The organism is Photobacterium kishitanii, assembly GCF_000613045.3.
GTDB lineage: Bacteria > Pseudomonadota > Gammaproteobacteria > Enterobacterales > Vibrionaceae > Photobacterium > Photobacterium kishitanii.
This window is the reverse complement of sequence record NZ_LN794352.1, coordinates 384,460-397,997: the sequence shown is the minus strand read 5'-3', so window position 1 is coordinate 397,997 and position 13,538 is coordinate 384,460. Positions and strand designations below refer to the sequence as shown.

At 42.4% G+C, this 13,538-nt stretch carries 11 protein-coding genes; 7 read left to right on the top strand and 4 right to left on the bottom strand.

Features of this window, described 5'->3' with window-relative positions:
* Positions 1 to 60 precede the first annotated feature (60 nt).
* From PPBDW_RS02085 to mgtE, 6 genes are all read left to right on the top strand, one after another.
* Entirely contained in the window at positions 61 to 1,545 is a 1,485-nt protein-coding gene (locus PPBDW_RS02085; RefSeq protein WP_036793150.1) for an RNA polymerase factor sigma-54, read from the top strand.
* Positions 1,546 to 1,577: 32 nt separating this feature from the next.
* Complete coding sequence (gene hpf, locus PPBDW_RS02080; protein ID WP_036793148.1) at positions 1,578 to 1,865, top strand: ribosome hibernation promoting factor; 288 nt, start codon at positions 1,578 to 1,580, stop codon at positions 1,863 to 1,865.
* A gap of 2 nt (positions 1,866 to 1,867) precedes the next feature.
* Complete coding sequence (gene ptsN, locus PPBDW_RS02075; RefSeq protein WP_036793146.1) at positions 1,868 to 2,317, top strand: PTS IIA-like nitrogen regulatory protein PtsN; 450 nt, start codon at positions 1,868 to 1,870, stop codon at positions 2,315 to 2,317.
* A 36-nt stretch (positions 2,318 to 2,353) separates the two neighbouring features.
* On the top strand, positions 2,354 to 3,205 hold the full coding sequence (gene rapZ, locus PPBDW_RS02070; RefSeq protein WP_036793145.1) for an RNase adapter RapZ: 852 nt from the start codon (positions 2,354 to 2,356) through the stop codon (positions 3,203 to 3,205).
* Positions 3,202 to 3,474 (top strand): HPr family phosphocarrier protein, encoded by a 273-nt coding sequence (locus tag PPBDW_RS02065; protein ID WP_036793143.1) that lies wholly within the window; start codon positions 3,202 to 3,204, stop codon positions 3,472 to 3,474. Before rapZ ends, PPBDW_RS02065 begins: the two co-directional genes overlap by 4 nt.
* A gap of 284 nt (positions 3,475 to 3,758) precedes the next feature.
* Positions 3,759 to 5,120, top strand: coding sequence for a magnesium transporter (gene mgtE / locus PPBDW_RS02060; protein ID WP_036793142.1), 1,362 nt, complete (start codon positions 3,759 to 3,761; stop codon positions 5,118 to 5,120).
* A gap of 87 nt (positions 5,121 to 5,207) precedes the next feature.
* Here the strand turns inward: mgtE and pmbA are convergent, their stop codons facing one another.
* Positions 5,208 to 6,551, bottom strand: coding sequence for a metalloprotease PmbA (pmbA, locus tag PPBDW_RS02055; RefSeq protein WP_036793140.1), 1,344 nt, complete (start codon positions 6,549 to 6,551; stop codon positions 5,208 to 5,210).
* Between the two features lie 114 nt (positions 6,552 to 6,665).
* Here pmbA and yjgA point away from each other — a divergent pair, with 114 nt between their 5' ends.
* Positions 6,666 to 7,190, top strand: a complete 525-nt coding sequence (yjgA, locus tag PPBDW_RS02050; RefSeq protein WP_036793138.1) for a ribosome biogenesis factor YjgA — start codon at positions 6,666 to 6,668, stop codon at positions 7,188 to 7,190.
* An 85-nt stretch (positions 7,191 to 7,275) separates the two neighbouring features.
* Here yjgA and tldD read toward each other — a convergent pair whose 3' ends face one another.
* From tldD to PPBDW_RS02035, 3 genes are all read right to left on the bottom strand, one after another.
* On the bottom strand, positions 7,276 to 8,724 hold the full coding sequence (gene tldD / locus PPBDW_RS02045; RefSeq protein WP_036793136.1) for a metalloprotease TldD: 1,449 nt from the start codon (positions 8,722 to 8,724) through the stop codon (positions 7,276 to 7,278).
* Between the two features lie 14 nt (positions 8,725 to 8,738).
* The gene (locus PPBDW_RS02040) at positions 8,739 to 9,560 is read right to left on the bottom strand and encodes a carbon-nitrogen hydrolase family protein (RefSeq protein WP_036793134.1); all 822 of its coding nucleotides are present in this window, start codon (positions 9,558 to 9,560) and stop codon (positions 8,739 to 8,741) included.
* Between the two features lie 72 nt (positions 9,561 to 9,632).
* A complete protein-coding gene (locus tag PPBDW_RS02035) occupies positions 9,633 to 13,523 on the bottom strand; it encodes a YhdP family protein (RefSeq protein ID WP_036793132.1) in 3,891 nt (1,296 codons plus the stop codon).
* Positions 13,524 to 13,538: the final 15 nt, after the last annotated feature.

The following is a 13,538-nucleotide window of genomic DNA, read 5'->3' as shown; positions in this document are numbered from 1 at the left end:
TCACCATTGGCTATTGATTACAGATACTAACAACAATAACAATAAGGTGTATCAACGTTAATGAAAACTTCGCTCCAACTTAAGCTCGGTCAACAGTTAGCAATGACGCCTCAGCTGCAACAAGCTATTCGCTTGTTGCAGCTATCTACGTTGGAACTCCAACAAGAAATTCAAGAAGCGCTTGATGGTAACCCTCTCCTAGAGCTCGATGAAACACTTGATGCGGATGAAGTCAGCACTAACAATGACACCTCCACCGCAGAAACCACCACTAACGACAGCAGTGAAAATCTCGACGATATTGAAAGCTTTGATACAGCAGATGCACTAGAAACGCGCGAACTACCCACTGAACTCCCTGTTGATAGCACTTGGGATGATGTTTACAGTGCAGGCACAGGTAGTGCTGGCATTGCGATTGATGACGACATTCCTGTGTATCAAGGTGAAACCACCGAATCACTACAAGATTACTTAATGTGGCAAGTGCATCTAACCCCATTTAGTGAAACGGATTTAGCCATTGCGACCGCCATTATCGATGCGGTTAATGAAAAAGGCTATCTCAGCTGCACCACCGCTGAAATTCTTGAAAACTTCGAAGATGAAGAGCTTGAGATTGAACTTGATGAAGTGGAAGCTGTACTTAAACGAGTACAGCAATTTGATCCACTCGGGGTCGCCTCTCGTAATTTACAAGAATGTTTATTACTGCAACTTGCCACTTATCCACCCCAGACCCAATGGCTTGCTGAAGCTAAAATGCTATTGCGCGAACACATTAATTTATTAGGCAATCGCGATTATCGTCAGCTAATGCGAGAGACCAAGCTCAAAGAGCCAGAACTTAAGGCGGTAATGGATCTGATCCATAGCTTAGATCCTCGCCCAGGTAACCGCGTAGTATCAACTGAAACTGAATACGTTATTCCCGATGTGTCAGTATTTAAAGAGAATGGCAAATGGGTAGTCAGTATTAACCCTGATAGCATTCCACGCATCAAAGTTAATCAGCAATATGCCGCATTGAGTAACAACACCCGTAATAGTGCTGATGGCCAATTTATCCGCACCCACCTACAAGACGCAAAATGGCTAATTAAAAGCCTTGAAAGTCGCAATGAAACCTTGCTGAAAGTTGCTCGTTGTATTGTTGAACAACAGCAAGATTTTTTTGAATTTGGTGAAGAAGCCATGAAACCGATGGTTCTTAACGACATCGCTCTCGCGGTTGAAATGCACGAATCCACCATATCCCGAGTCACTACACAAAAATATATGCATACACCTCGGGGTATTTTTGAATTGAAATACTTCTTCTCAAGTCATGTCAGTACGGATAATGGCGGTGAATGTTCATCGACAGCTATTCGCGCACTGGTGAAGAAACTTGTTGCTGCTGAAAATCAGGCTAAACCCCTGAGTGACAGCAAAATTGCGACTTTATTGGCAGAACAAGGAATCATGGTTGCGCGACGAACTATCGCTAAATACCGTGAATCTTTAGGAATTCCGCCATCAAATCAGCGAAAATGTCTGATCTAAATCGGATCAGCGCCAACAAAAGGAAGATGTCTATGCAAATCAATATTACCGGACACCATGTTGATGTAACCGATTCTTTACGAGAGTATGTCAGTACCAAATTTGAAAAATTAGAGCGATTCTTCGACAAAATCAATACTGTACAAGTGATCTTAAATGTCGAAAAGCTCCAACAAATTGCCGAAGCAACACTGCATATTAATTCAGGAGAAATCCACGCAAAGGCTGATTCTGAAAATATGTATGCCGCGATTGACGAATTGACTGATAAACTGGTCCGTCAATTAAACAAACATAAAGATAAACTCAATAGTCACTAATCATGCAACTGAGTAAAGTATTGAGCCTGGACTGCACCAAAAGTGCAGTCCCCTGCTCCAGCAAAAAACGCGCGCTAGAGCTCATCAGTGAGATCGCCGCAGCACATCTTGATCAAAACCCGCAGCCATTATTTGAATGTATGCTCAATCGTGAAAAATTGGGTACCACAGGTATTGGTAACGGCATTGCGATTCCGCATGGTCGAATCAGTAACAGTGATCACGCTATTGCGATCCTGATTCAATGCCAAGATCCAATCGACTTTGATGCCATTGATGGCCAACCGATTGATCTTTTATTTGCCCTTCTGGTTCCTGAAGAACAATGTAAAGAGCATTTATCGACCCTTGCAAGCATGGCTGAAAAACTTGGCAATAAGAAAATTTGCAAGCAATTACGCAATGCAACAACCGATCAAGAATTATATAACATACTGATTGGTGAAGAATAAATCAGTGAACCCCCACATAAAGAAGGTAGCTTAACCATGAGGTTAATGGTTGTTAGTGGCCGCTCAGGTTCTGGTAAATCGGTCGCACTACGCGTGCTAGAAGATTTAGGATATTACTGTGTTGATAACCTTCCCGTACACCTGCTGCCACAATTTGTAAATGACATAGCAAATAGCGAGCAAGACATAGCTGTTAGCATCGATATTCGTAATATGCCGCCGCATCAAGGTGAGCTCGAAGCCATTTTTAAAAATTTAGCCAGTGATGTTGATGTCAACGTTATCTTTCTCGATGCTGATGATAAAGAGTTGGTCAAACGCTACAGTGAAACACGCCGTTTACACCCGCTATCTCGCCACAACATGAGCTTGGAACAAGCTATCCAATCAGAAAGTGCCTTGTTAAGTGATCTTAAAGAGAATGCGGATCTTGTAATTGATACCACTAACCGTTCCATTCATGATTTAAGTGAAACTGTTCGTGCTCGAGTACTAGGCCGTGAAGCACGAGAATTGATCTTAGTGTTTGAATCTTTTGGTTTTAAACATGGTCTCCCTTCTGATGCTGACTATGTATTTGATGTGCGTTTTTTACCTAATCCACACTGGGTACCTGAGCTCAAACCCCAAACAGGTCTTGATCAAGGCGTAAAAGATTTTTTATCCGCGCATGCTGAAGTCAATAAGCTTAATTATCAATTGCGTAATTTCATCGAAACTTGGCTACCTATGTTAGAAAAAAATAACCGTAGTTATGTCACAGTAGCCATTGGCTGTACAGGCGGACAACACCGTTCGGTCTATATCGCCCAGCAACTTGCCGATTATTTTACGCAGCAAGGTCAGCAAGTGCAGGTACGTCATCGCACGCTGGAAAATTATAAATGACCATCAGCCGTGAATTATTTATTCGTAATCGCCTCGGGCTTCATGCTCGAGCGGCGATAAAGTTGGTTGAGTTAGCTCAAAGCTTTGAAGCCGTCATTACTATCTCTAATGGTGATAACAGTGCGACAGCTGATAGCGTAATGGGATTACTAATGCTTGACTCAGCACAAGGCCAAAAAATCATGGTCAGTGCTGAAGGCCAAGATGCTAAATCTGCTTTGATTGCCGTTTCAAGCCTAATTGAAGCGGGATTTGATGAAGAAAATTAACAAATTATCCCACTAACAATCGATTATTAGCTATAAGTCCTGATTTATTGTTCAACTTAATAACTTTTTTAGTGCGCGATACATTCTCGCCAAATACACTTTTTAGAGGTTCTTGGTAGAGAAAAAGCATGAAATGTAGATATATCACCATTATGATCATGCGTATCGCCCATACTTGATTGGTTTATGAGCTAATTAAATATCAATCAGCAGGAGACAAAGGCTAACTGATTACGTTAAAATTCAGCTTATTGCGCCATCAAATATAAGTGGGCCTAATACCTATGGCGGATGTATTAGAACAAGATCAAACCCATCACACACTCCAAGAAGTCAACAAAGCACTTGAAAATGGCATGTTTGTCCATGTTCGCCGATTACTCCAAGATATGGAGCCGGAGGATATTGCTCACCTGTTAGAAGCCTCGCCACCGAAAGAACGTCAAGTCTTATGGCAATTGACGGATCCGGAAGAGCAAGGGGAGATCCTTGATGAGCTTTCTGAAGATGTAAAAGATGGCATCGTCTCGCAAATGGAACCAGAAAAACTGGCAGCCGTTACCGAGGGGATGGAAAGCGATGATGTCGCATACGTACTTCGTAGCCTCTCTGATGAGCGTTACCAAGAAGTATTGGCACAAATGGATGCCACCGATCGTCATCGTATCGAAACAGCACTCGCCTACCCGGAAGATACTGCCGGTGGGATGATGAGTACCGATTTTATCACCATTCGTGGTGACGTAACGGCCGATGTGGTATTACGTTATTTACGTATGCGTGGTGAACTTCCAGAAGCAACTGATTCTTTATATGTTGTTGATGATAGCCAAGTATTAATTGGTCATCTATCTCTATCCACCTTGATCACTACCCAACCAGACATTGAAATTAAAGATGTGATGCAAGATGCTGATGAAGCAATTGCTGTTGATATGGCAGATAGTGAAATAGCGAATATCTTTGAGCGTCGAAATTGGCTATCTGCACCTGTTGTTGATGCTAACAACCATCTACTAGGTCGTATTACTATCGATGACGTGGTTGACTTGATCCGTGAAGAAGCAGAACACTCAATGATGACCATGGCAGGTATGGATGATGATGAAGATACTTTTGCTCCAGTATTAAAATCAGCAAAAAGTCGTAGCATTTGGTTAGGGGTTAATGTTCTGACAGCCTTAGCGGCAGCATCTGTTTCCAACATGTTTGAACACACTTTACAACAGATGGCGACCGTAGCGGTATTAATGACAATAGTGCCATCGATGGGTGGTGTCGCAGGTAACCAAACTGTAGCACTGGTTATTCGAGGCCTTGCTGTTGGCCATATCGGTGATACCAACACCCGCTGGCTACTGAGTAAAGAAGCACGGGTGGGGTTAATTAATGGCTTAGTTTGGGCATTAATTATCGGGGTCGTGGTCTTTGTTTGGAAAGGCAGCCTAATGCTGGGTGCCATTATGGCCGGAGCTATGCTAGCCAACCTGTTTATTGCTGGTGTTGCTGGAGTATTAATTCCAATCGGACTTAAAAAACTAAAGATAGACCCAGCACTCGCAGGTGGTATGGCACTCACGACCTGTACTGATATTGTCGGTTTAATGGTGTTCTTAGGTCTAGCAACGATCTTTATTACGCCTTAATTCCGAATAACTAACTCGATCAAAAAAGCCCGAATCAAGCAATTGATTCGGGCTTTTTATTGATAATTTATGCTAGGTTAAATACGATTATTCACCCGCAATTTTCATTGAATCTAACAGCATTGACCCCGTTAGAATCTGACTGCGCGTTTCAGTATCACTACCAATTGCGACAATATTCTGCATCATATCTTTAAGATTACCCGCAATCGTAATTTCAGATACAGGGTATTGAATTTGGCCATTCTCAACCCAGAAGCCAGCAGCACCGCGCGAGTAATCGCCAGTGATAATGTTAACCCCTTGACCCATCAATTCAGTAACAAGCAAGCCGCGATCCATCTTCTTCAGCATTTGCTCAAAGCTTTCACCACTTGATGATACTAACCAGTTGTGAATACCACCAGCATGGCCAGTCGGCTGCATTTTCATCTTACGCGCAGCATAACTGGTTAACAAATACGTCTGCAGTGCACCACCCGTAATGATTTCACGATCATAAGTCGCTAAGCCTTCACTATCAAACGGGGTACTTGCCATACCACGTAAAATATGAGGACGCTCGCTGATGTTTAACCATTCTGGAAAAATCTGCTCACCAAGTTTGTCTAACAAAAATGATGATTTACGGTATAGATTAGCACCGCTGATCCCCATCACTAAGTGGCCAAACAATCCCGTTGCGACATCAGCGGCAAACATCACTGGTGCTTCACGCGTAGTCAGTTTTTGTGGATCAATACGGCTAACCGTACGCTCTGCTGCATGACGACCAACCCGTTCAGGCGTCCACATTTCAGATGCTAGACGTGAAGTGGTATAGCTATAATCACGCTCCATATTGCCATTTTTACCTTCACTGATCACACAACAACTAATGCTATGACGACTAGAGGCATAACTGGCTAACATGCCATGACTATTACCATAAACACGTACACCGTAGTGACTATCGTAGCTAGCACCATCACTTTGTTTTACGCGCGGATCAAACGCAAGCGCAGCTTCTTCTGCGGCAATTGCGACGGCAGCAGCATGGTCAGGTTCAGGCTCATCTGGATGAAATAAGTCTAAATCAGGAATATTACGCGCCATTAATTCTGCTGGACCTGGACCTGCAAACGGATCTTCAGATGTGTAATTTGCAATATCTAAAGCGGCTGCAACAGTTTGAGCAATGGCTGCTTCGCTTAAATCTGAGGTTGATGCACTACCTTTACGGTTGCCACGGTACACAGTAATACCAAGCGCACCATCGCTATTAAATTCAACGTTTTCAACTTCACACATGCGAGTTGAAACACTGATACCTGTTGTTTTGTTAATGGCTACTTCGGCTGCATCAGCCTGTTTACCAGCAACTTCAAGCGCTTTTGCTACTGCAGCTTCAAGTTCAACACGCTGATGAGCAACCTGTTCTCTTACGTCCATACAATCACTTAAGGTTAGGGTTTAGCTTATTAGTTATAGAATAATGTAATTTACGCCCAAAATCGTTATTAAACTGATAAAATAGAACTATTGATACAATGAGTGAGCCCATTTATGAGCCGTAAAAACAAAAAAGCCCCTTGGGATGAAGAAGAAGAAATCATCTGGGTAAGTAAATCCGAGATGAAACGCGACATGGAAGAGTTACAAAAAATTGGTGAAGCGTTAGTTGAACTTACACCCAACGCGCTAGCAAAAGTGCCATTAGATGAAGAAATGATGGCAGCAATTAAAGACGCCCAGCGCTTTAGCAAAGAAGCTCGTCGTCGTCAGTTGCAATTTATTGGTAAGCAGATGCGTCATATGGATCTCGAGCCAATTCAAGCTGCACTCGACAAATTAAATAATAAGCACTCACAGCACACTGTTGCCCTTAAAAAGCTTGAAATCAAACGTGATAAGCTGATTGAAAATGGTGACAGCATGCTTAATGCTATTATGGTTGATCATCCAGATGCTGATCGCCAACACCTACGCCAATTGGTTCGTCAAGCAGCTAAAGAAAAAGCGCAGGAAAAACCAGGCAAAGCATGCCGTGAAATTTTTCAATATCTAAAATCTTTATACCTTGCTGATTAATCTCCTCGATTAATACCCTCAGCAATAACAAAAATGCCAGCATCTCTGCCGGCATTTTTATTTAAAATAAAGTAGTTACTGTTATTTATTCAGTGCCACCAACCGTCATTGAATCGATCTTCAATGTTGGTTGACCAACACCAACAGGCACGCTTTGACCCGCTTTACCACACACACCAACGCCACGGTCAATATCAAGATCATTACCGACCATCGACACTTGCTGCATCGCTTCAATACCACTACCAATTAAGGTCGCACCTTTAATCGGACGAGTAATTTTACCGTTTTCAATCAAGTAAGCTTCTGAAGCAGAGAAAACGAATTTGCCCGAAGTAATATCAACCTGACCGCCGCCAAAGTTAGGCGCATAAATACCACTTTTAACACTGGCAATAATTTCTTCTGGAGTATGTTCGCCTGGCAACATATAAGTATTGGTCATTCGCGGCATCGGTAAATGCGCATAGGATTCACGACGACCGTTACCTGTTGGTGCAACCCCCATTAAACGCGCATTGAGCTTATCTTGCATATAGCCTTTAAGCTTACCGCCTTCAATCAAGACATTATGTTGTGCTGGCGTACCCTCATCATCAATATTAATTGAACCTCGGCGATCGACTAGCGTACCATCATCAACAATAGTACATAACGGCGAAGTCACTTGCTGTCCTATTTGGCCAGCGAACATTGATGAGCCTTTACGATTAAAATCACCTTCTAAACCGTGACCTACCGCTTCATGCAATAACACCCCTGGCCAACCCGCCCCTAATACAATCGGCATAGTACCAGCAGGCGCAGCATCAGCTTCAAGGTTAACTAATGCTTGGCGAATCGCTTCATCAGCAAAAAAGATCGCTTGGCTTTTACCGGTTGCATCTTCAGTTAAAAACGTTTCATAGCCATAACGACCACCGCCACCAGCACTACCACGTTCACGCTTATCGCCTTTTTCAACCAAAACGCTAATAGATAAACGTACCAAGGGACGGATATCTGCCGCATAAGTACCATCTAATGCCGCAACTAATACTTCTTCATAGACACCATTGATACTGGCTGAAACTTCAGTGACCAATGGCTCTTTAGTACGAATATAACGATCAATTTCTTCAAGCAATGCGATTTTTTGGTATTTATCAAAACTACCTAATGGATTAATCGGTGAATAAATACCTGACGATGCCATTGGTGCAAATGTCTGAACTTTGCCATTACCGCCTTGACGAACAATTCCACGCGCAGCTTTAGCACTTTGGGTTAAGGCTAATAAATTGATTTGATCTGAGTAAGCAAAGCCGGTTTTCTCACCAGCAACAGCACGCACGCCCACACCACGATCAATGTTAAACGAGCCATCTTTGATAATACTGTCTTCTAAAACTAACGACTCATGCCAGCATGACTGAAAATATATATCAGCATAATCAACATCACGGGTAGCAATTAAGCCAAGAATGTTATGCAATTCATCACGACCAAGACCTGATTGGTCTAGCATGGTACTTTCTACAGTGTTAAGGGTCATTAATTTGCTCTTAATTATTGAATATGACTGAACACCAATCGGGCATGATCAGCCACTGGCATATTTGTGCGAATCTTATTAGCTAATTGTAAATCAACATTCGCTGTCAGAACACCCGTTCCTTGTTGTTGGCAAGCAACCACTTGTCCCCATGGATCAACAATCATGGAATGACCCCATGTTTCTCGCGTTTCATTATGCTCGCCCCACTGCGCTGCCGCGACCACCCAGCACTGAGTTTCAATCGCGCGCGCGCGCACTAACACTTCCCAGTGAGCTCGTCCCGTTAACTTAGTGAATGCTGCCGGAATAACTATAATATCAGCACCTTGCTGACGTAATTCACTGTAAAGTTGCGGAAAACGAATATCATAACAAATAGATAATCCTAGTTTACCAAAAGGAGTATCGATCACTTTAATGTCGTCACCCGCTTTAAAGGTATCAGATTCTCGGTAACTCTGATGTTTATCGGCAACATTAACATCAAACATATGCATTTTATTATAATGAGCTTGGATCTTACCTTGATCATCAAATAACACCGCAGTCGTCGTGATGCTGCCGTCAGCTTGTAAAATGGGCATCGATCCGATCAATAGCCAAATCCCTAACTGTTGTGAATACTGAGATAGTTGTTGCTGCAATGGGCCGTTGCCCAATGGCTCAGCCCAGCGTTGATAATCGGCTTTACTGCCAAAAACAACAGTATTTTCAGGGGTAACCACTAATTTAGCCCCCTGTAGCTGCAACCCTTGCATAAACTTCTTTAATTGGCTCAGGTTACGCTCAGGATCTGTGCCTGAGTTCATTTGTACTACACCAATCTTTGTCATGGCTATCTCCTGAACTATAACTGAAATTAATCAGATTCATCGACTATCACCGCAAAAGTAACAGCTTCAGCATTAAAGATTACTGCTCTCTGGTATTTTGTATTCACCCTCTAAACGTGATCGTTCAACCACTTTTGGGGAAGCTATCGGCCCCGTAACTTGATAATTAACTTGGGTAATAACGTCTAACACCGGCGACAATACGGTTGAGATCGCGAACACATACAATGCAACTTGTGGTGCAACTGCAAATGCCGTCATTACCGGTAATCCTGAGGTGAAATCAGGAATAAATTTAACGTTAGCATTCACTTTTTCATCAATCAGATTAACTTTACCGTTGATGTACATATCACCCGCTAACGCTTGCATCTTAATATTATCGCTATCAAAAATACCGTCTTTGATAATGCCGTTACCGCGAATATAATTAAAGGCTAAGCCGTTATCAAATACCCCAGAAAAATCGAGCTTCATTTTTCGTATAATCGAATCAAGACTAAATAAGCCCAGTAATCGCCCAGCACCACCAACACCACTAACGAGACCTTTACCGATATCAGTGGCCACGGTGCCATTTAATGTACTACGATCTATGCCCCAAGGTGTACCTTGCCAATTAACTATGACATGAGTATTAAACGGTGCATCCTGTACACCACCTGAAATTCCAAATCTATCAAGTAAATCAGTGCTATTACTACCACTAATAACGACATCGAGTTTAGTCTGATTATGTCGCTGACCTATACTCCAGTCACCAGATGCCTTTAATTTCACATTACCAGATTTAATATTAAACTGCTGCAACTGCAAGCTATTGTTGGTCTTAGTTAACTTTGCCGTTACCGCCCCCAACCGATAGCCTTGTAACCATGCATCAGCAATCGACAAATCTATTTTCGGTATTGCAGCCATAATGTGGCGATCGTTAGCGGTAACTAACGTTGATGGTAGTTTTGTGGCTAATATTGGTGTTAATAATGCAGCAGGTGGCTGCTGATTTAATTGCGGTAAATTAAGATGTAGCGATTTTAAAATGACATTTAATGGCCGATTCTTGTCCCATGAAATATAGCCATTCGCTTCACGTGATGCCAATTTTATTGACCAACCTTGACCACGCGTTGCAACGGTATCAACTTGGTGCCAATTAAGACCACCTAACGTTAATTGACCAATATTTGCCATCACTCGTGTAGGTAATGGCAACGAAAATGCTGCAGTGTTGGCTGTTGTCAGTGATGATAGTTTGGCGTTTTTATCCGTTAGTTGCTTCACCACCGCAAGCCATTGGTCAGCATTAAATTGACGACTATTAATCCGCACTAACTGGCCTTGTAATGGCTGAGTTAATAAGCGTTTTTTACCTATGCTAAGGTTACTGGCAGTAATTTTAGGCACTTTTGTCAATAACGACAGTTGTGCTTGATAGCTAACATCCGGCAATAAAGCCTGAGCATACAAGCGGGATTTGTCACCATTAACACGCACCGTTAGCGCTGCAGCAGTGTCTTGAGGTTGCTGGAGTGGATACGGTAATTTAGAACTAACATCATTTAAAGGGATCGTGACACCAACGTTATAATTAACCCCCTTAGGTTTAATATTAACCCCGACCTGAGCTTGCCAATCACTACTACCGCTAACATTATTTAAGACGACGGCTGGCAAATAATCTCTCAACTTAGCCAGTTGCCATCGGCCGCCAATATTAACATTGACCTTATAATCCGCCGCTTGATGACTATTATCGCCATTAAAGCCAAACCGAATTGGTTGCTGATATAATAGCCCTGTCAGTCCTTGTGCTTTAATCGCACTATTCGTAAAACGTAAACTACCACTAACATTATCTATCGCTAAATGCGGTGTGGTAAGTGTAATTGGATTATGCTTAAAATAAACTCGACCACTCGCATCAACCGCGGTGCCATTAAATGGAATATCTAAATTAAGCTTTGCAGTGACAGGTCCTGTCACATCAATCGTCGTCAAAGCACTACCAACAGAATTTGCTAATGGGCTATTAAGCATATATTGGCGAACTTGCGGTCCTGTAGCAGCAAGATCGATTGCTAATTTCAAATGACCATTGGGGGTTAAATCAGCCTCACCAATCACTTTGGAGCTTTGTGCTGCCATTGTTTTAACGTGATTGGCATCAATGTACATCTTGTCATTTTCAAACAATAAATCGAGCTGAAGGTCACGCAATAATGGCCAGCTAGGTTCAAAACTAAACTTGGCTTTGGTTAACGGCACAAATGCTTGAAAAACACCATCATGGTGATGATAAGGGAAATTATTTAAAGCGCCGTACCACAAAATACGCGCAGACTTTACTTGACCACCTTTAATCGCCCTCGATAAATAATCAGTGAGCGCATCACCTAATGCTGGTCGTGGTAAATAACGCCAAGTTTGCCCCGCATCAACCACATTCGCTTCGCCGTATAACGATAACCATGGTGCAGCATTATTAGCAATATCCACTCTTGCTTGTCCCGCAAAAGTTAAATCAGGCGTTGCCACTGCAAGTTGATCACTCCATAAGGTAGTACTTTTAGCATCTCGATGCCAATAAGCATGTATTTGAGCTTGGTTAATCTTTAATGGTTTGGCAAACACCCGTTCATAGGCAAAGCTGTCAGCCGCAACATTAAGGGTAATTTTTCCTTGCTGACCATCGCCTGCAATAGTCGCATTTAAATGATTGAGTCCCGGTACCCATTGCCATGGTTTAACACTTAATTGCTGAACCTTAAATGAAAAACGTGGCACCTTATTATGTTCACCAGCAACCCGAATCTGAGTCAATAACCCACTCGGTTGGAGGTGTTGCACCGCATTAACAATGTGATTCGTCGAGGGTAAAAAATTAATTAATGGTAATAATCGCTGTAAGGCAATATTACTTAAAGCGAGTTTCCATTGTTTTAATTGGTCGTGATCACTAAAAGCTAATTGTCCAGCAATATCAAATGTTGGCCACTCGACATCATCGGTATAAATAGAAAATTTTTCAGTATCAATCCGCCACGTTTTTGAGCCATCAGCTAATCGAATCGGCCTTAATGAAACCAGCCCATGTTTAATATTAATTTGATGCTGTTGCTTACCCGCCTGCCAATCAATAATACTGTTATTGATCTTCGCTTTGCTACTCTCTATCTGACCCTGTTTTAAGGTTAACCACGCCTCAACACCAATTTCACTATGGGTAATATTTGCTACCCCAGCAAGTTGTTTATTCAACCACGGCGTTACCGAAACGTGTTCACCTTTGATATACACCGAACCGGATAAACTGTTAAGTCCTCCTTGTTCATAGATATCGGCTTTAACCGCTAATTGTCCCAAATCAGTATTGGTAAAATTAATACTGCCTTGTGCTAAATGACGCCCTTCAACGTTCGCCCAATCAAGCTGCTTAATATTAAGTTGCTGCTGATTGCCGGATGGCGCAATAAAAGATACTGACGAATCAAGCAGTTTAAATTGACCTAAACGCGTAAAAAATAATTGCTCTAAATGTTGAGCGACATTGACATCAGCCCCATTAGACGATGATGAAGATGGTTTTATTTTTGTCAGATCAAGATCGACCTGACGAATAGTGACTTGTTTGAAAATGGGGCGTAAATGCAGCGCGGAATGCCAAATATCAAAATAAAATCCAACCTGGCCAATTTTAGCTAACGGTTGCGACTGATTTGGAGCGGAAAGCGTAATACCCGTTAAGGTTAAAGCCGGACCTGCCGCTTGCCAACGGCCTTCGATATGCGTCAATTTTAAAGAAATATCCGCCTGCTGAGACACCCATTGTGCTATCGGCTGACGGTAATCATTGAGGTGAGGAAGCAGTAACCTTAAGCCGGTGATTAACGACGCTAATAGTAACGATATAATCACTATCAACCATAAACCACCGCGTACAAGGCGTACGAGTATCTTGGGCACTGTTACTTCCTCACT